This window comes from Hydrogenovibrio crunogenus (assembly GCF_004786015.1).
GTDB classification, from domain to species: Bacteria; Pseudomonadota; Gammaproteobacteria; order Thiomicrospirales; family Thiomicrospiraceae; genus Hydrogenovibrio; species Hydrogenovibrio crunogenus.
In genome coordinates this window covers 2226954-2245209 of the sequence record NZ_CP032096.1, presented here as the reverse complement: position 1 = coordinate 2245209, position 18256 = coordinate 2226954, and the positions used below count along the sequence as shown (strand labels likewise).

13 protein-coding genes are annotated in these 18256 nt (G+C 45.2%); 6 read left to right on the top strand and 7 right to left on the bottom strand.

Going from position 1 to position 18256, the window contains the following annotated elements:
• Positions 1-206: 206 nt before the first annotated feature.
• Positions 207-1652, top strand: a complete 1446-nt coding sequence (locus tag GHNINEIG_RS10640; protein WP_135796630.1) for a protein adenylyltransferase SelO — start codon at positions 207-209, stop codon at positions 1650-1652.
• A gap of 45 nt (positions 1653-1697) precedes the next feature.
• Here the strand turns inward: GHNINEIG_RS10640 and GHNINEIG_RS10635 are convergent, their stop codons facing one another.
• A complete protein-coding gene (locus GHNINEIG_RS10635; protein ID WP_135796629.1) occupies positions 1698-2315 on the bottom strand; it encodes a hypothetical protein in 618 nt (205 codons plus the stop codon).
• Between the two features lie 66 nt (positions 2316-2381).
• A complete protein-coding gene (gene pgm / locus GHNINEIG_RS10630; RefSeq protein ID WP_135796628.1) occupies positions 2382-4022 on the bottom strand; it encodes a phosphoglucomutase (alpha-D-glucose-1,6-bisphosphate-dependent) in 1641 nt (546 codons plus the stop codon).
• A 145-nt stretch (positions 4023-4167) separates the two neighbouring features.
• Here pgm and GHNINEIG_RS10625 point away from each other — a divergent pair, with 145 nt between their 5' ends.
• Entirely contained in the window at positions 4168-4485 is a 318-nt protein-coding gene (locus GHNINEIG_RS10625; protein WP_135796627.1) for a hypothetical protein, read from the top strand.
• Positions 4486-4534: 49 nt separating this feature from the next.
• Complete coding sequence (locus tag GHNINEIG_RS10620; RefSeq protein WP_135796626.1) at positions 4535-6733, top strand: TonB-dependent receptor; 2199 nt, start codon at positions 4535-4537, stop codon at positions 6731-6733.
• A gap of 62 nt (positions 6734-6795) precedes the next feature.
• Here the strand turns inward: GHNINEIG_RS10620 and GHNINEIG_RS10615 are convergent, their stop codons facing one another.
• Positions 6796-7731: a DnaJ C-terminal domain-containing protein gene (locus GHNINEIG_RS10615; RefSeq protein WP_135796871.1), complete on the bottom strand. Its 936-nt coding sequence runs from the start codon at positions 7729-7731 to the stop codon at positions 6796-6798.
• 226 nt (positions 7732-7957) lie between these two features.
• Between GHNINEIG_RS10615 and GHNINEIG_RS10610 the strand changes: the two genes are divergently transcribed.
• Positions 7958-8326 carry a hypothetical protein gene (locus GHNINEIG_RS10610; RefSeq protein ID WP_135796625.1) on the top strand — a complete coding sequence of 123 codons (369 nt, stop codon included), beginning with the start codon at positions 7958-7960 and terminating at the stop codon, positions 8324-8326.
• 37 nt (positions 8327-8363) lie between these two features.
• On the opposite strand, the gene GHNINEIG_RS10605 is transcribed toward GHNINEIG_RS10610, so the two are convergent.
• Positions 8364-8702, bottom strand: coding sequence for a HopJ type III effector protein (locus GHNINEIG_RS10605; protein WP_135796624.1), 339 nt, complete (start codon positions 8700-8702; stop codon positions 8364-8366).
• Between the two features lie 174 nt (positions 8703-8876).
• Between GHNINEIG_RS10605 and GHNINEIG_RS10600 the strand changes: the two genes are divergently transcribed.
• Entirely contained in the window at positions 8877-9977 is a 1101-nt protein-coding gene (locus GHNINEIG_RS10600; protein WP_135796623.1) for a TRAP transporter substrate-binding protein, read from the top strand.
• Positions 9978-10131: 154 nt separating this feature from the next.
• The gene (gene sppA / locus GHNINEIG_RS10595; RefSeq protein WP_189636883.1) at positions 10132-11100 is read left to right on the top strand and encodes a signal peptide peptidase SppA; all 969 of its coding nucleotides are present in this window, start codon (positions 10132-10134) and stop codon (positions 11098-11100) included.
• A gap of 87 nt (positions 11101-11187) precedes the next feature.
• Here sppA and GHNINEIG_RS10590 read toward each other — a convergent pair whose 3' ends face one another.
• From GHNINEIG_RS10590 to GHNINEIG_RS10580, 3 genes are all read right to left on the bottom strand, one after another.
• Positions 11188-13794: a HAMP domain-containing methyl-accepting chemotaxis protein gene (locus GHNINEIG_RS10590; RefSeq protein ID WP_135796621.1), complete on the bottom strand. Its 2607-nt coding sequence runs from the start codon at positions 13792-13794 to the stop codon at positions 11188-11190.
• A gap of 259 nt (positions 13795-14053) precedes the next feature.
• Positions 14054-15778, bottom strand: coding sequence for a DEAD/DEAH box helicase (locus tag GHNINEIG_RS10585; RefSeq protein ID WP_135796620.1), 1725 nt, complete (start codon positions 15776-15778; stop codon positions 14054-14056).
• A 259-nt stretch (positions 15779-16037) separates the two neighbouring features.
• A complete protein-coding gene (locus GHNINEIG_RS10580) occupies positions 16038-18149 on the bottom strand; it encodes a sensor domain-containing protein (protein WP_135796619.1) in 2112 nt (703 codons plus the stop codon).
• Positions 18150-18256: the final 107 nt, after the last annotated feature.

Here is an 18256-nt window from a genome sequence, read left to right as displayed (position 1 = left end):
CTCTTTCCTGATGCGTTTCAAAAATAGCCAGGCCTGGCTATTTTGATTCAATGTGGAACCGTTTTCTCTTGTGCTTTCCCCTGCGCTTTGTCTGGTTAAAGTCACCTGTTTCTTAGGTGAACAGCCTCTCGTCCGTTATAATGAAATCCAACTAATAAAGCTTTGAAATCATTTTATTTCAGGGGTTTGATAAGGATTCAAGGTGTATGCAACAAAGTGCGTTTTTAAAATTGCCGAAAAGTTTTTACGAGTTGGTGTTGCCAGAGCCGCAGCAAAACGCTCGCTTAGTCGCGGTCAATCATAGCCTGCTGGATGAATTGAATTGTGATTTGAACGACAAGCAATTGCTGGCACTGGCATCGGGCAATTTAACCGATGAAAGTCTGATTAATTTCAATCTGATTCCATTGGCGCAAAAATACACAGGCCATCAATTTGGGTATTACAATCCCGATTTAGGGGATGGGCGCGGCTTACTATTAGGGCAATGGCACGACAAAAACAACCAGGCCTGGGAGTTTCATCTCAAAGGCGCCGGGCGCACACCGTTTTCTCGCCGGGGCGATGGGCGCGCCGTATTGCGCTCCGTCATTCGGGAGTATTTGGCATCCGAAGCGTTGCACGGTTTGGGGGTGCCGACGACGCGCGCCTTGGCGATTGCCAGCAGTCAAGAACAAGTACAGCGTGAAATCTTTGAACCGCGCGCCAGCCTTATTCGCGTGACACCCACGCATATTCGTTTTGGTCATTTCGAATGGGCCGCCTCATTAGGCAAAGAGGCGTTGGACGCTTTGATTGCCTTTGTGATTGAACATTATTATTCCGAATTGGCAGACTTGCCTGAAACCGAACAAGCCGGCGCTTTATTGAAAGCCGTCTGTGGTCGAACCGCCACTTTGATGGCAAAATGGCAAGCCGTCGGCTTCAATCATGGTGTGATGAATTCCGACAATATGTCGATTATCGGCGAAACCTTTGATTTCGGCCCTTACGCTTTTTTCGATGACTTTCAGATTGAATACATCTGCAACCATTCCGATGTGGAAGGGCGCTATGCTTACAACCAGCAACCTAAAATCGGGGTGTGGAACTGCCAAGTGCTCGCCGCCGCGTTTGGGCAAAGTGTCACCGAGGCGGAACAAACCGCCGCGCTGGATCATTTTGTGCAAACCTATAACCAACAGTATGTGAATGAAATGAACGCCAAACTCGGTTTGGCAACCCAGCAGGATACGGATAAAGATTTGATTGGCGATTTGCTGGTGCTGATGGACAAGCAACGGGTCGATTTCAGTTTGTTTTTCCGTCGCTTAGCCAAGTTAGGCCATACCGATGAAAATGAATTGAGGCAGTTGCTCAAAGAGCCGTCAGAGTTTGATGAATGGTTTGAGCGTTATCATCTGCGTGTGGCACAAGAAGAACTAGGTGAAACGGAACGACAGCAACGTATTTTAACCAACAACCCTTCGATTATCTTACGTAACTACATTGCGCAACAGATTATCGAAGCCGCCGAAGTGGGCAATTTCCAACCGCTGAATGATTGGGTCAAAGCGTTGCATTCGCCATTCGAAAATCACCCAGGCCTGGCCGAATTTCAACAATCGCCAACCCCGGAACAGAAAGGCCTGCAATTGAGTTGCTCTTCTTAAATGCTTATATCATTTATAGATAAATGAGTTTGATTAACCACTATTTTAACGGCGAGATAAATGTGGTTTAATTTCTAGCTCAATACCTTCAATGGCTTTGTTGATACGTTGGGTTAACTCATTTTCTTTAGATTTAGTATCAGATATACTTTGTCGTACCTTTTTACCAAACTCTCTGTCTTTAAAGTGTTTACCTCCAGAGTATTCATTCTCGATAAATGCTTCGATATCTACTTCCAGTGACCTAGTGCATTGTCGCAATTTATTAGCTTTTTCTTTTATTTCTTGTCCCCAAATAGCCTCAGCTTCAAGTGTGGCTGCATCAAATGCCTGAATTGCAGAGCTAACAGGTTCCCATCTTTTGGTATATACATATGCCCAGGCCTGCCCTTTTTCTTCAGGAGTTAGCTTTCTCTTACTCTGTTCTATTACATAGCTTTCGGGAAATTCTTGAGCTGCAACAAATGGTGAACGGCAGTAACTAATTTCATCTCTTAAAGAATAAAGCGTCTTCGCTAAATCACGTGCTACCTCGAAGTTTGCTTTACCTTTCAGTTCCTTCTGCCACTTTTCAACCCCGTTGTAAGCAACATAAGCCGTTGTACAAGCAGCAGCTGAGAGAGCGATGTCTTTTATTATTGAAAATATATCTACTGCATTCATGCTTAATACTTAGAATCCTTAAAATTAGTACACTACTGTATATAAAGGTTATACAAATGATGTTAGCTATTTCAGAGCATCCGTCACAATCGCTTGCGCTTCTTTCAGAATTTCATCCAAATGCGTTTGACCTTTAAAGCTTTCGGCGTAGATTTTATAAATGTCTTCCGTGCCGGATGGACGGGCGGCGAACCAGCCGTTTTCGGTGGTGATTTTCAGGCCGCCAATCGCAGCACCGTTGCCCGGTGCATGAGTGAGTTTGTCTACAATCGGTTCACCCGCCAAAGTATCGGCTTTCACCATTTCCGGAGACAAGTTTTTCAGAACGGCTTTTTGTTCCCGGTTGGCCGGCGCATCAATGCGGCTGTAAACCGGGTTACCGAATTGTTCGGTGAGCTCTTGATACAGTTGCCCCGGGTCTTTGCCAGTCACGGCGGTGATTTCCGCGGCGAGCAAGTTCATGATAATGCCGTCTTTATCGGTGCTCCAAGTGGTGCCGTCCATGCGCAGGAAGGATGCCCCGGCGGATTCTTCGCCACCAAAGGCAAAGTCGCCTGAAACCAGTCCGTCCACAAACCATTTAAAGCCGACCGGCACTTCGGATAGGTTTTTGCCTAAGGACGCCACCACGCGGTCAATCATGGAACTGGACACCAAGGTTTTCCCAATTTTAACCGAGTCTGACCATTGCGGACGATGGGTGCAAAGGTAGTGAATGGCCACCGCCAGATAATGGTTTGGATTCATCAAACCGACTGATTTAGTGACAATGCCGTGGCGATCAACATCGGGGTCGTTGCCGAAAGCAATGTCGTAGTTGTCTTTTAAGGCAATCAATCCGGCCATGGCGTAAGGCGAGGAACAGTCCATACGGATTTTGCCGTCTTTATCGACACTCATAAACGAGAATGTCGGGTCAACTGACTGGTTGACGATTTCCAGATTCAAACCGTAATGCTCGGCAATGGGTTGCCAGTAATCAATTGCGGCGCCGCCCATCGGGTCAATCGCCAGTTTCAGCCCGGCGTCTTTAATCGCTTTCATATTGACGACGTTTTTCAGGTCTTTGACATACGGCATGATTAAATCTTCGGCGGACACAAATTCCGAGGCCAAGGCGTCGGCTAACGGCATGCGGTTGATGGCACTCATGTCGTTCATCAGAATGTCATTGGCGCGGTCTTGAATCACCGTTGTGGCATCGGTATCCGCCGGACCACCATTGGGTGGGTTGTATTTAAACCCGCCGTCTTGCGGGGGGTTGTGCGATGGGGTGATGATGACGCCATCGGCCAAATCTTGCGTGCGGTTTTGGTTGTAGGTCAAAATGGCGTGAGAGACCACAGGTGTGGGAGTGTAGCGTCCGTTGCCTTGGATGATGACGTTCAGGCTGTTGCCGGCAAACACTTCAATGGCGGTGGCGTGCGCGGCTTCGGATAACGCATGAGTATCCATGCCGATGAAGATGGGGCCGCTGATGCCTTGTTCGTCACGATATTCGACAATGGCTTGTGCGATGGCGGCGATGTGGTTTTCGTTAAAGGCGGTGTTGCTGGCACAGCCACGATGCCCCGACGTACCAAAAGCGACCGCTTGATCGGGGTTGCTGGCATCGGGAATCAGGTTGTAATAGTCGGTCATCAGTTTGGGAATGTTTTCCAATAATGATTGGGGAGCGGGTTTTCCAGCATACGGTGAGAGCGACATAGAACATCCTTTATTTAATCTTGGTAATTTTCATTATAGACAGATTTGTTGAAAAATTCAGGTGGGATCAGTTGAATTCATTCAGTCGTCATAAAACCGATAAATTGAGTGGAGTCTATTTACTGAACAGGCTAGAATAATCTTCATGAAACAAGATCTGACATTGAATCAAAATACCGCTGTCCATTTGTTGAGCCATTGGCGACGCTTATTGCTCGTCTTTGTGTTGGCGTTTGCGCAATTCAGTGCATTGATCCATTCGGAAGTCCATCCGTTTCATGAACACAGTGAACTGTGTGATATCTTTACCGGGGTCGAGCATCAATCCAGTGATGTGACCCCGGACTTTGCTCTGAATGAGCGCCCTTTCCAAGGACACTTCGAATCGTCCGAATCGGTTTTTGCCTATGTGGGTGAAGTCGTTCCTGTCTATTCCAGCCGCGCCCCTCCAGCCTTTTCTTAATGTTAGAGACCTTTAAACTTTAATTTAAGAAACAATTCGGAGAATCCAGATGATTCGATATCAGCTTGTGTCGGCCATATTGGTGGTTGGCAGCAGTTTGCCGTTCGCTTATGCGGATGAAATAGAACAGAAAAAAACGGTTACTCAACTGAATAAGATTTCGGTGGAGTCCACGCAGGAAACCGTGTTAGAACCAATTGACATCAGTACCTCCACCCATTTAGCGGTGGATAAAAAAGACAAAGAACGCAATGGAACGGCGTCGTTAGGCGCTTCTTTAGAGACGTTGCCAGGCGTGAATAATTTAGGGTCGGGGTCACAGTCGGGCAAGCCGGTGGTGCGAGGCGATACGTCATTACGGTTGCCGGTTTTGTCTAACGGTGTGGCGATGGAGTATCAGGCCGAAGGAACACGACACAACCCGAATGTGGACCCCGCGTTGATGGAAAAAGTGGAAGTGATTCGCGGGCCACAAGGTCTTAAGTATTCCAGTCAGGCCGTAAAATCGGCCGTGAATGTGGAAGGGCTGCAATTGGATTATGCGGCACCGGGCGAGACACGCACATCGGGCGCACTAATGGGTGAGGTGAATTCAAATAATCATGAAACCATGCTGGGCGCAAAAGCAAAATATTCTTCTAATGGTGTGGCAGTGCTCGGGGGTTTGACGAAAAGAAAAGGCGAAAATGTTGTGTCGCCGCAGGCAGCGGAAGCCGGTGCGGTAAAACCGGGGGATCCGGCGGGCTCGAAACCGTTGGTAACCGGCACAATCCCTTACACTAACTTTGAAGGTCAGACCGCGGTGTTTGGCGTCGGGTATCTGGGGAATTGGGGTTCGGTGGAATTACACCATTCTCTTTGGGAATCGAAACAAAACTATCTGGGGGTGGAAGCCGATCCAGCGGGGTACGAGCTGATTCCCTCTGCGGGGCAGAAGCTGAAAAATGAAGAGACACAGTTAAAGGCGGAAATCTTTCAAGGGGATTGGGTCATCAAGCCGTCATACGCACACACCCGAAACCAGCGTGAAGCGATGCACGATGTGGCCTATGAGCAGATGTCGGCTTATGAAAATGATCCGGAATATTTGGATTTGGTGGTGCACCGTAATGACTATCAACTGGCGGTGGAGCACCCCGATTTTAAAGGGTGGTCAGGTGAATTTGGAGTCAGCTTTTTGGACAAAGACCAAAAGCTTCGCTCGGGGCATTTGAGCCCGAGCGCCACGGAAAATGGGACGGGCATCTTCATGGTGGAAAAGCAAACATTTGGTCAATGGGATGTCGAAATCGGAGGGCGTTATGACTCGCATCGGGTTAAGGCACCACTCAGTGCGGAAAATGCCCATTTCTGGGATGAAACTCAAGTGTATGATGCCTCCAATAATGAACGCACATTTTCAGACTGGTCTGGTGCCTTAGGGTTGGCGTTTCATGCGACGCCAAATTGGACGTTTACAGGAAACGTAGGACGCAGTTTCCGTGCGCCTTCGGTGTTTGAGCTGTATGCTTCAGGCGCGCATGGCGGTGTGCAGGCCTATCAGGTGGGGAACCCCGACCTGAAAGCGGAAACCTCCATCAATACGGAGTTGGCAGCCGTTTGGCAGTCAACGAAACTGCATTCCTCCTTATCCGTCTATTCGAATTGGGTCGATAACTACATTGTGCTGGAAAACACAGCGACGGAATTGTATTGCGATCATGAAGGGGTGTGTCAAACCACGCAGAGTTTGGCGTTTCCATACCGCAAAATGATTAATGCGCAAACCAATGCTTTGATTCAAGGTGTGGAATGGTCGGCTAAATACCAAATGACCGCACAGTTGCAATGGCGTGCAACCGCCGAAATCATGCGGGGACGCGATACGAAACATGACCGTGAATTGCCGTTGATGCCGGCGCACAACGCGACACTGGATGCGCAATATACCTTTAAGGGCCTTGACGGCTTGAAGCAACCGTATGTCGGATTGGGCACGCGTTATGTGGCGGAGAAAAAAGCGGCTGGGCTCTATGAGCCGTTCAGTCAATATGACAATTTGCCTTTTGGAACGGCATCCACATCGGATTATTGGTTGTGGAACCTGAGCGCAGGAACCGGTATTGCGTTTGATAAACAGACGCTTTGGCTTGATTTGACGGTGGAAAACGTGCTGGACACGCCTTATCGGGATTTCTTAGATACCTATAAAGGCATTGCGTTAGGCATGGGTCGAAATTTCAAATTGAATGCGCGCATGCCCTTTTAAAAGGCGCGTTCTTCAGACATAAAAAACCGCCAGGCCTGGCGGTTTTTTGGTTTAAGGCTCGCTTAGAAATGCGTTCTTGGGTTAAAGGGCATTTCTTTAGCCATTTTTTCATAAAACGCTTTGGCTTCATCCGTGTCCGCTGGGGGCGTATGGATTTGAATTACGATGTATTGGTTACCGGCTTTATCGCCTTTACCAAGACCGCGGCCTTTAATACGCAACTTCGCACCGGACTGCGTGCCCGCTGGAATGTTCATATTCACCTTGCCTTTCAGGGTCGGGATTTCTGCTTTTGTCCCCAAAGCCGCTTCCCATGGTGTTAACGGAAGATTCAGAATGATGTCTTCTCCATCAACCTTATACAACGGGTGATTTTGTAAATCGACTTCCAGATAAAGGTCGCCGTTCGGGCCACCGCCATAGCCAGGGGCACCTTGTCCGCTTAAGCGGATACGCGAGCCTTGCTTGACGCCGGCCGGGATTTTAACTTTCAGTTGTTTGGGTTGCTGAGACACCTGGCCGTAGTTGTTGGCCGTTGGTACTTGAAGGTTGAGTGACTTGGACGCGCCGCTGACCGCGTCTTCTAAGCTGACCAGCACCTTGACGATTTGATCGTCGCCTTTCTGCTGGAAACCGCCTTGATGACCGAAGCCACCTTGGCCGCCAAAGCCACCACCAAACATCGATTCGAAAAAGTCACTGAATCCGCCGGCTTGGCCGCCGCCGAAACCGCCGCCACCAAAAATATCTTCATAGCCTGGAGGTGGTTGGAAATTCTGACCATTATGATAGTTAGGCCCCAGTTGATCGAACATCTGGCGTTTTTCTTTATCGCCCAGCACTTCATACGCTTCATTGATTTCTTTGAACTTAGTTTCGTCACCTGACGGTTTGTCGGGGTGATGTTTCCCCGCCAACTTACGGTAGGCCTTTTTGATATCGGCTTCCGAAGCATTACGGTCGACACCTAAGATTTCATAGTAATCTTTGTATTCCATCATTTTTCCTAATTAATTAAGCTACTTTAGCTTATGGGGGCAAAGCGACTGTTTTTCAAGGGAGAACATGAAAAACGGACGCTCTTTTGAACGGTATCACGGTATTTTATTACTTTCAATAGTATTGAAATATGAATTATTTTTACATTTATCCCTTGGATGTTGATGCATTATTGTCTATATTGGGATAAGTTAGATCTTATATTTAAATCTGTCAGAGAACAGCATGTTTTATAGCACCCTTGAACAAGATATTATTCATTCCGACCCGGTGGCCACCCCGTTCAGTTTTCATTATGGCGAGGATGTGTTAGTCGGACGTTGTCTTTTTAAAGAAGGCTTAAGCGTTTATTGCCCTAATAAAGGCACTAAAGCGTTTCATTATAGCCGACAGCAAAAATTAAAGGACTGCTACATTCAAGTGGATGGTGTGACAGTGTATATTTGCTCTTTGGTTGTTTCGCAACTCCAAGAGATTGGCACTGAGTACGTGTATCGCTTAAAGATTAAAAGCATTTTGCCGGCTGAAAAAGAAAAACTGTTGCATCTTTATGAGAAAAAATCGGTTGATCCGGAAGCCTGTAGCGCTTCCTAATCCTTTTTAAGTCGGTTAAGACGCATCGACGATTCAGTTATTTAGGCTGTAGTGCTTCCGATTCAAACCGAATGCCTTCCCAACCATTATCAACAAAGTTACGAATGTTCGCATGATCGGTGCCTGTTGGGTTTTGCATGACATCCACCGTATAAAAGTTTCCGAACGCATTCAATGTGGCTTGTTCGCTTAAGTCATTTAATTGAGCGAACGCAAAAATCTTACAAGAACCATTATTGGTATTGGCTTCATTGACCTGTTCACTATTGATGAATTTGGTTGGCGTAAAGTCATAATGCGCATCAATGGTTTCCATCACCTCTTCAAAATTGACAGGGTGGCGATTGAGTTGTTTGATGAGTTCTTCAACAGTCATTTTGTTTTTCCTTTATTCCATGGACGACTTGGATCGTCATATTTTTATCGGCCTATTGTACTGATATCAAAGCCGTCGCGTTATTGAAAATCTACTCCTTTTAAAATTAACCCAGATAAGCAATTGAAAAAATGGCAAAATATTCAGCAATTAAATTGATTGCAAGGAAGTAGCATGAAAAGACGTGATTTTATTGGCGCCATTGCTGGGGCCACGGCAACGACCGCATTAACGGCTTGTGGTCAAAAAGATGAGCCGAAAGCGCAGGCCGCACAACCGATGGAAACCGTTGAATGGAAAATGGTGACGACTTGGCCAAAAAACTTCCCAGGCCTGGGGACGGGTGCAAACCGAGTGGCGGAATTGATTAACGAAATGTCTGGCGGAAGAATTCATGTCAAAGTCTATGGCGCAGGTGAATTGGTCGGGGCTTTTGAGGTGTTCGATGCCGTGTCTCGCGGCAATGCGCAATTAGGGCATGCTGGCGCCTATTATTGGAAAGGCAAAATTCCTTCTTCGGTCTTCTTCTCATCGGTTCCGTTTGGCCTGACACCGGATGAAATGAATGCGTGGCTTTATAATGGCGGCGGTATGGCGCTGTGGGAAGAAGCTTATAAGCCGTTTGGTTTGATTCCAAACCCGGCAGGAAATTCCGGTACGCAAATGGGCGGATGGTTTAATAAAGAAATCAACTCTGTGGCAGATTTGAAAGGTCTGAAAATGCGTATTCCGGGGTTAGGTGGCGAAGTCTTGAAAAGAGCGGGTGGTGTGCCTGTGACGTTGCCTGGAGGAGAGCTTTTCCCAGCTATGCAATCTGGGGCGCTGGATGCGACGGAATGGGTTGGACCTTATAACGATTTGGCTTTTGGGTTCTATAAAGCGGCGAAGTATTACTACACACCGGGTTGGCATGAGCCAGGTACGACGATGGAATGTATGATTAATGAGGAAGCTTTTAATCAATTACCTGCTGACTTACAAAGCATTGTGCGTAATGCAATGAAAGTGGCTAACTTAGAGATGTTGTCGGAATATACGGCGCGTAATCAACAAGCGTTACAAACGTTGATTGAAAAGCATGATGTTCAGTTACGCCACTTCCCAGATTCAGTGTTGAAAGAATTAAAAACGCTTTCGGCCGAAGTGGTGGAAGAAGAAGCGGCGAGAGATGCTTTATCGTCCAAGGTATGGGCGTCACAAAAAGCCTTTAAAGAGCAAGTGACAAAATGGACAAATGCATCTGAATTCGCCTTTATTCGAGCGCGGAATCTCTAACGTTTTATCAATATAACGAAAGATGAAAACCACCCGATTGGGTGGTTTTTTGTTTCCGGTTTCAAGAAATAGGTCTTTTACGGGTTTCGATATTTTTTAAATTCAAAAGATGCTAGTATTGGTTAACCTTATTGCTTTGTGTCAGGAGAGCCCGATGATCAAAAAAACCTTAATTGCTATCAGTGTCGCCAGTGTTTTGTCGGGCTGTGCCACTATTAAACTGGGGCCCTCCTACAATGAACCCTTAACAGAACAAAGATTGATTGAAACGCCGAATGCAGATGCGAAAGTACTGATGATTCCGGTAGAAGGGACGATTTCCAATGAAGAAGGGAATGGATTGCTATCGAAAAGCCCTGGATTACTCGATAGGGTTTCGATGCAATTGCGTAAGGCAGAAAAAGATGCCAGTATTCGAACCATCTTATTACGGATCAATTCGCCTGGCGGCGGGGTGACGACCAGTGATATTTTGTATCATGAGTTGCTCGCATTTAAACAGAGAACCGGCAAGAAAATCTTTGTGCAGATGATGGATGTCGGCGCCTCGGGGGCTTATTATATTTCGATGGCGGCTGACACCATTCAGGTACATCCAACGACTCTGACTGGGTCGGTCGGTGTAATCACCGTTGTGCCGAATGTGGTTGGACTCTCTGAAAAAATAGGGGTTGAAGTCAAAACCTATAAAACCGGTGCCAATAAGGATACTGGGTCGCCTTTTCGTCGTATGACAAAACAAGATGATGCGTATCTTCAATCAATCATTGATGGAATGGCAACGCGTTTTTATGACATTGTTCAAACCCACCGTGGCTTGAGTGATGCGCAGATGCAATCGGTTAAAACAGCTCGAGTTTATTTAGGAAAAGACGCGGTAAAAGCAGGCCTGGCAGATTCTGTTGGGTATTTATCCGATGCCCGGTCCAAGGCTTGTGAGTTGGGAGGAGCAAAGCGTTGTGACTTGGTGACTTATCGTTTTGAACCGAATGTGAATGCCAATATGTATAGCCCGAGTATGGAAAACCCCAGTACATCACCTGATATGAGTTTGGTTAAAACAAAATTACTAAGCCCGGTGATGAATTTAAAACCTGGGTCTTATTATCTTTATTTAGAGTGAAGCGTTAGGTGTGACTGATTAAATAACACAAAGCTTAAAATAAAAAGGCCAACATTTGTTGGCCTTTTTCGTTGGTATCGACGGAGCTTAAAATTCGCTCCATTCTTCTTCTTTAATTGGTTGAGAAGCAGGGTTGTTAGGGCTTTTTATCGGTTCTTGTTTCTGAGTGGGCGCCGTTTCTTTTTGTTTCTCTTTTGGTTTTTCTTGTTTAGGTGACGGTAGCGCCGCAGGAGCCGTTTGTGATTGTTGAACAGGTTTTTGTGTCGGCTTTGTGTTTGAGATTTGAGCAACATTGCCGGTTTTAAAGAAAGCCATGTCTTTTTCTAGAATGCCTGCTTGTTCACTCATGCTTTCTGCCGCGGCAGAGGTTTCTTCCACCAAGGCCGCATTTTGCTGTGTGACTTCATCTATCTGGCTGATGGCTTTATGGGCTTGTTCAATCCCTTCTGTTTGTTGAACAGAGGCTTGAGCGATGTGTTCAATCATTTGTGCGACGTTATCAATTGATTGGTTGATGGTTGATAATACTTCACCAGATTCAGATGCCAGTTTGGTGCCTTGGTCAATACGTGTCACACTTTCATTGATCAGGTTGGTAATGTCTTTAGCCGCATCGGCTGACTTCTGCGCCAAGGCACGTACTTCACCAGCAACCACTGCAAAGCCGCGACCATGATCACCGGCGCGAGCGGCTTCAACCGCAGCGTTCAACGCCAATAAGTTGGTTTGGAAAGCAATGCCATCGATTAAGGTAACGATTTCAGAGATTTTATGACTTGATTCTTGAATCGCATTCATGGCTTCAATGGTTTGTTGCATGACGCTTGAGCCTTCAGTGGATTTCTGCTGAACATCATGCGCAACATCGGTTGCTTGTTTGGCATGTTCGGCATTGTTCTGAACGGCAGAGTTCATCTCTTCCATGGTAGAAGAGGTTTCTTCCAATGCTGCAGCTTGTTCTTGAACACGCTGACTTAAGTCCATTGATCCTTGCGCGACTTCCGTGGCACCACTGTTCACAATGTTGGTGGCATTGATCGCTTTCGTAACCACATCGGTCAGTTTGGCAGCAGAGGTATTGATGGCATTTTTCAATGTCTTCAACTCACCATAGTAATCTGCCGTGATGTTTTGTGTTAAGTCTCCTTCAGATTGGGCAACGACCACTCGCGTAACATCTTCAATCGCGCTGTCTAATGCCGTCATTGACGTGTTGATACCTTCTTTTAAGGTAAGTAGATCCCCTTTTGCTTCGGCTTCCACCCGTTTGTTGAATTGACCTTGTTGCATCGCATCCATTACATTGATGATGTCGGAAATGGAGCTGTTAAGTGCTTTCATGGTGGCGCTGACATTGTTCACCATTTTAAGGAAATCGCCTTCTACATCGGCATTGACTGTAATGTTGAAATCACCGTTGTTCATTGATTCCATGACTCGACCAAGTTCTTTCATGGTTTGATCAATTGAATCGGCCGAGTCGTTAATCCCTTCTTTCAAGGTATTTAAATCACCATTAAGGTCCGCAGTAACACGCTGGTCAAATTGCCCTTTCGCTAGGGCGGTGACGACTTTATTTGCCTCTTGAATCGCATTTTGCATATTGTTCAGTAAGAAGTTCACAGAGCGCCCCATTTCACCGATTTCATCTTGACGTTCTTCATCGGCACGAATCGAGAAATCACCGGTTTTTCTGACCTTAGAAAGGGTGGATTGAATGCCGGAGATACCTCGTGCAATGGAGCGAGGAATAAAGATCGCGATGATGGTTGAAAGGGCGGTAATGATGATTGAAATAATAATCATCGCACTGATAATGCTGTCATTCAACGCCTGAACTTCTGGTCCGATACGGTCTTGATCACGTTTGATGGAAATCTGGACGTCGTCGGCCCATTTGCCTATTTGAGGCCCTATGACATTCAAGTCATTGTTAACGATCAAATTACGATTGCTAATTGCTTGATTTAACTCATTCACACCAGATTGGTATTCTGTGATTAATTGTTTAACTTGTCCTAATTGCTCAGTCCGCGTCGGGTTCTGAATCGAGGCCTCTAAGTCGAGCACCTGTTCATTAAGGTGATCGAATTCACTTAGCGTACGTTCCATGTCGGCGGCTTGGTTTGCTTCCATGAATTTAATGGCATAAATGCGTGCTAATAACAAGGTGCGAAGGGATTCTGCTGCTTTGTTCGCTGCCTCAACATTTTGATCCTGATAAGCGCTTCTTTGAACGCTGGTAATAAGTTGTTCCAGTGTTTTGCCGTTTTTATTCAGGTTATTAAAAACGATGTCGTTACGCTCATCCATTAATTTTTGAACAGAATCAAATTTGGAGCGGTAAGTAATTAAAGCTTCGTCTATCTGATCAATCAATTTGGCCCGTTCAGGATCTTGAATCTCTTTTTGTTCTTTCTGGATCAGTTCGGCTGTTTTGTCATAGTAGTGATTAAATTGTTCCACTTCTTTTTTGACAGGGTCGACAAGGTAACCTTTGACAGTCATGCGAACCTTAAGCATATTGCTTTGAACTTCTCCTGCCAGTACCGCATCTCTGGCCATGCCGTGATAATCTTTAAACCCGTCTGCGGAATCAAAGATTTTGCTCACACTGAAGATGGACATGAAAATAACGAGAATCGCGACTAGGATGAAACTGCCAAGCAACTTGGCGCGAATGGTTTTAAACATAAAGGTGTCCTCTTCGGGGTTCGTAAAACAAGCGTTGTTTTTTATGCCTTGTTTGACCGTTTAAATACTATGGGAATAAACATATATGTATGGGATGATAATGAAATATATCTGGCTATTCAAGGTTTTTATAAGGCGTGATTAGTTATAAGGTGGTGAAAAGAAGGGGTTAAGCATAAAAAAAAGCCAAACAAAGTTGGCTTTTTAATCTAAAAACGGTTTGTAGACGTTTGGTTGTTAGCCAAGCCGATTACGTTTTTTATTTTTTACGCGGTTTTAAACGACGTTTCGCACTTTGAGACACGTCTTTAACCGGGTTGATTTTAAGTTGTTGACCACAGACCCATGCACCTTTCAATTCATTGAAAACGTTTTTAGGCATGTCTGATGGTAAATCCACCATGCTGTAGCTGTCTTCAATGGTTAGTTTTTGGATAAACTCACCATCTAAACCTGCTTCATTGGCAATACAACCAATGATGTTGCCAGGTTTGACACCATGTTGACGGCCGACTTCCACTCTAAAGCGAGCCATTCCTTCATTAGGCGGTGTTTGACGACGACTACGGTTGCCACGATCGCCACGCTCACTTCTTTCGCCTTTGGCACGACGTGGATTTCTTTCACGGCCGCCATCACGCTCTTTAAACTCTTTATGTTTAATTGGCTTTTCGTCTAAGAAGAAAGGTACATCCCCTTGAAACAACTTGGCTAAGCCAGCCGCAATTTCAATGGCTGGAATATTGTTGTCAGATTCGATAGATTCGACCATTTTTTGATAGAAATCGAGATCTTTACCTTGCGCCGCATCAACGATTTTATCTTTAAAGCGCGTAATACGGCTATCGTTGATTTCTTGTGCGGTTGGTAATTCCATTTGGGTGATTTTTTTCTTGGTGGACGCTTCAATTGAGCGTAATAAACGGCGCTCTCTTGGTGCAACGAATAAAATCGCAGTTCCACTTCGGCCTGCACGACCGGTACGACCGATACGGTGAACGTAAGATTCGTTATCATAAGGAATGTCATAGTTGATGACGTGACTGATTCGTTCAACGTCTAATCCTCGCGCCACAACATCCGTGGCAATCAAGATGTCTAACTTGCCTTTTTTCAGTTGATCAACGGTACGTTCACGTTGATTCTGAGCGACATCCCCATTTAAGGCTGCGGCAGCGTAACCACGGGCTTCTAGTTTTTCTGCTAACTCAACGGTAGCCGTTTTGGTACGTACGAAAATAATAATGCCGTCAAACGTTTCAGCTTCTAAGATTCGTGTTAAGGCATCTAGTTTATGCAACCCACTAACCAACCAGTATTTCTGATCAATCAACGAAGCGGTTGCGGCTTTTTGCTTGATGATAACTTCGGTTGGAGATTGTAAGTAAGTGTTGGCGATACGGTGCACTTCTTTCGGCATCGTTGCAGAAAATAGGGCGATTTGACGCGAGTCTGGCGTATGTTTCAAAATCCATTCAACATCATCGATAAAGCCCATGCGAAGCATTTCGTCTGCTTCATCCAAAACCATCGACGTTAAGCTATCCAGCTTTAAAGTGCCTTTTTTAATATGATCCATAACACGACCGGGTGTGCCCACTACGACGTGAACCCCGCGTTTTAGAGCGCGTATTTGGGTGCCATATTCTGAACCGCCGTAAATAGGCAGTACGTGTAACCCTTTTACGCCACGGGAAAAGGTTTGGAATGCTTCAGCTACTTGGATAGCCAATTCACGAGTCGGTGCAAGAACCAAAACTTGAGGGTCTTTTTGCTTGAGGTCGATGGTAGATAGAATTGGCAAAGCAAATGCAGCGGTTTTACCGGTACCGGTTTGCGCCATCCCTAAAATATCTCCGCCTTTCAATAAAACGGGAATTGCTTGTTCCTGGATAGGAGATGGGGTTTCATACCCTATTTCTTCAAGGGTTTTTAAGATGGGCGCAGAAAGCCCTAGATCGGAAAATTTGATCTCTGTATTCATGTGGAGTCCTTTTTAACATGAGTGGCGACTTTGTGTTTTTTCACAGACAAAGTCTAATAAGCAAATGCCACCCTGTTTGCTCAGCGTTATGCTGGCTTTTAATCCCCAAAACAGAATATTTCGTTGCAAACAAAATACTCTTAAATAATGAATAACAGTACAGGCAGGCATTTAGAAAAGAGGCATTCTACAGTAAATTGAAATAAATATCTGTTTTTGTTTACAAAAGATGTCAAAAAAGACCAGGCCTGGTCAAATATCAAGCCGTTTTATGGCGAGCGTCAGATTTAATCAGTTCTTGTTCAAATTCAACAGCTGGAAGCGGTTGGCTGAAAAGATAGCCTTGTAAGACCATTTCGGGATTACGATTGATTAGGTATTGCGCTTGTTGTTGGGTTTCAACCCCTTCAGCGACGATTTTAAGTTGTTTGCTGGATGCCAGTTGAATGATGGAGTTTACGATGGCTTCATCATCGATATTTCCGGGCACTTGGTTAATGAATGTTTTATCTATTTTAAGTTCGTGAATGGGCAGTCTTTGCAGGTAACTCAAAGAAGAATACCCTGTACCGAAATCATCTATCGAAATTTCAAATCCTAAACTGACGAGGTGCTGGATTTTTTGCAATGCCAGCTTGGCATTTTTAATTAAGACGCCTTCAGTCAACTCCAAAGTAATGGTTTTGGGATCGACTTGGGTGAACTTAATCAGGCCGATAATCATCTCAATGAAACTTTGTTCATGAAACTGAACCGGACTGACATTGATGGCAATACGAATGTTACGGTGAATGGTGTTCCATGCTTTGGCTTGCAAAAACGCTTTATGCAGCACCCAAAGACCAATTTTAATGATTTGACGTCCTTCTTCCGCAACCGGAATAAATTTACTTGGAGAAACAGCCCCAAGTTTTGGGTGCACCCAGCGGAGTAGTGTTTCGGCCGAGACGATTCTTTTATCCTTGTCGACTTGTGCTTGAAAGTAGATCTGAAATTCATCATCCAGCTCGGAGTGATTTAAAGCTTCGATTAATTCCAAGCGGCGCTTGGCTTTTTGAATTAAGGTGTCTTCAAATAAATAGGCTTGATTACCGCCCAGTTTCTTGGCCTCATGCATTGCCATATTGGCATAACGCGTCAACTGGTCACTGTCCAATGAAACCGGTTGGTTTAATGCAAACGTGCAAATCCCGATGCTGGCGGCGCTATGAATGGAGTGTTTTTCCAGTTTGTAGCGATCATCGATTGCATCTAAGAGTTGTTCACCATATTGGTTGATGTCTTCTTTGGCGAGTTGAAGGTCTTGAGTTTTACATGTGTAAAGTATGGCAAAGCTTCCACCGCTCAAGCGAGCCAGCATGGATTCTTCTGGGAGTTTTTGTTTTAATTTTTGAGCCACCTGAGTGAGAAGTTGGTCGCCTGTTGTGTGACCAAAGGTGTCGTTAATGATTTTAAAGCCATCCAGATTAATCAGGTAGAGCGCGCGATAAGGGGTGATTGAGGTTTTGTCTTGTAGTGTTTTTTCGATGCGGTCATTTAATAAGGTTTGATTGGCTAACCCCGTCAGTTTATCAAAATAAGCCAGTTGCTGAATTTCAGCTTGTGCGGCACGAATATCTGTTGTGTCTTGTAAGACACCAATGAAATGCTCGACGTTTTTAGACTCGTCTAGAATCATAGAAAGACTTAAGACCGCATAAAAAGTGCTGTCGCTTGTCGTATGAATTTGTACTTCGCCCGTCCAGAAATGCTCCCTTAAAAGAGAAGAAACGACTTTTTCAAAGGGAACTTTGAAGCTGACTTGCTGCTTTAACCAGTCCAGATAAGTCAGTTCATTCAGGGCTTGATGGGAGAGTCCGGTGTAGGCACAGAACGCATGGTTAGGTTGTTTGATATAACCTTGAGAATTGGTCACAAATTGGCCCGCATAGCTGGCTTCCATCAGTTTGTTTTGTGCCGTGATTTGTTTGCTCAGGCTTTGGTCTGTGACAATAAGCAGAATATGTGGCGTGGTATGAAGGTCAATCCAATAGGCTTGCAAGCGAACGGGAACAGCCGTTTCCCTTTGTGAGCTTTTCAACCAGACTTGGCAATGTGGCGCTTCTTTGTTTTGGTGTAACGCTTGTAACCAGGTTTTTAAATCAAAGGTTTCACCACGGTGCTTTTGCTTGAATAATACGATCTCTTGATAGAATTTTTGCGGCGCTTCCAACGCGGGGTAATAATCTTTAAACGGTTGGTTGAATAAAATCGGGCTGGCATCGGCAGTGAAGAGAGCGACCCCTTCATCGAAACGGTTAATGATTTCGAGGGTTTGAGTGTGTGAGGTTTTTAGAGCTTTTAAATGCTTTTCTTCAAGTTCAGTATGCATTCGAGTCTAAGTTTATATAAGCAGCCATAATTGTTTTAATCATAGCGCATTTTCAATGCGCTTTAAGATTTTTTTAAGCAAATCACTGTTTAAGTGAATTTTCGCCA

Excerpts from the sequence above, each read along its gene's own strand:
- GHNINEIG_RS10640 (WP_135796630.1), top strand. The coding sequence starts at position 207 with ATGCAACAAAGTGCGTTTTTAAAATTGCCGAAAAGTTTTTACGAGTTG.
- GHNINEIG_RS10635 (WP_135796629.1), bottom strand. The coding sequence starts at position 2,315 with ATGAATGCAGTAGATATATTTTCAATAATAAAAGACATCGCTCTCTCA.
- pgm (WP_135796628.1), bottom strand. The coding sequence starts at position 4,022 with ATGTCGCTCTCACCGTATGCTGGAAAACCCGCTCCCCAATCATTATTG.
- GHNINEIG_RS10625 (WP_135796627.1), top strand. The coding sequence starts at position 4,168 with ATGAAACAAGATCTGACATTGAATCAAAATACCGCTGTCCATTTGTTG.
- GHNINEIG_RS10620 (WP_135796626.1), top strand. The coding sequence starts at position 4,535 with ATGATTCGATATCAGCTTGTGTCGGCCATATTGGTGGTTGGCAGCAGT.
- GHNINEIG_RS10615 (WP_135796871.1), bottom strand. The coding sequence starts at position 7,731 with ATGGAATACAAAGATTACTATGAAATCTTAGGTGTCGACCGTAATGCT.
- GHNINEIG_RS10610 (WP_135796625.1), top strand. The coding sequence starts at position 7,958 with ATGTTTTATAGCACCCTTGAACAAGATATTATTCATTCCGACCCGGTG.
- GHNINEIG_RS10605 (WP_135796624.1), bottom strand. The coding sequence starts at position 8,702 with ATGACTGTTGAAGAACTCATCAAACAACTCAATCGCCACCCTGTCAAT.
- GHNINEIG_RS10600 (WP_135796623.1), top strand. The coding sequence starts at position 8,877 with ATGAAAAGACGTGATTTTATTGGCGCCATTGCTGGGGCCACGGCAACG.
- sppA (WP_189636883.1), top strand. The coding sequence starts at position 10,132 with ATGATCAAAAAAACCTTAATTGCTATCAGTGTCGCCAGTGTTTTGTCG.
- GHNINEIG_RS10590 (WP_135796621.1), bottom strand. The coding sequence starts at position 13,794 with ATGTTTAAAACCATTCGCGCCAAGTTGCTTGGCAGTTTCATCCTAGTC.
- GHNINEIG_RS10585 (WP_135796620.1), bottom strand. The coding sequence starts at position 15,778 with ATGAATACAGAGATCAAATTTTCCGATCTAGGGCTTTCTGCGCCCATC.
- GHNINEIG_RS10580 (WP_135796619.1), bottom strand. The coding sequence starts at position 18,149 with ATGCATACTGAACTTGAAGAAAAGCATTTAAAAGCTCTAAAAACCTCA.